At 73.5% G+C, this 539-nt stretch carries 1 protein-coding gene; it reads left to right on the forward strand.

Annotated features, from left to right (window positions below; all coding sequences use genetic code 11):
• On the forward strand, positions 1–364 hold a 364-nt coding region (locus GCU69_RS04300), incomplete at its 5' end, for a DUF4229 domain-containing protein (RefSeq protein ID WP_408055760.1).
• Between the last annotated feature and the right edge of the window lie 175 nt (positions 365–539).

Raw genomic sequence — 539 nt, forward strand, 5'->3', positions numbered from 1 at the left:
GCCTTCACGGGCCGTCCGGATCGTCGCTGAGAAGAAGGTCCCCGTCGTGAGCAGCAAGCAGCAGCACGCAGCCCTCCGTTACACCGCCATGCGCTTCGGCCTCTTCGTGGCCTGCTTCCTGCTGGCCCTGGGCCTGAACTACCTCGGTGTCGTCCCGGCCGGCATCGGCGACTCGAACGTGCTGTGGGTCGCGCTGCTCGGCCTGCTGTTCTCGGCGCCGCTCAGCTGGGTGCTGCTGCGCAAGCAGCGGGCCGCGATGTCGGAGCAGGTCGTCCAGCGGGTGGACCGGGCGAAGGAGCGGCTGGCCGCGAACCGGACCCAGGAGGACGGCGCGGACGACGCGGCACGGGCCGCCCACGGCTGACCGCCACTGCTGCGCGGCCGCCCCCGTCCCGAGCCGCCCCGCGCCCCCGTCCCCCGTTTCCGCTTCCGCTTCCGCTTCCGCTGAGCGTCGCGGCTGCCGCCCGCCCCGCCGCGTGAGCCCTCTCACAGCGCCTCCCCACCGACACCGCACACAGAGCTTTCAGTACGGCGCGCCC

The organism is Streptomyces lycii, from assembly GCF_009735685.1.
Taxonomy (GTDB): Bacteria; Actinomycetota; Actinomycetes; order Streptomycetales; family Streptomycetaceae; genus Streptomyces; species Streptomyces lycii.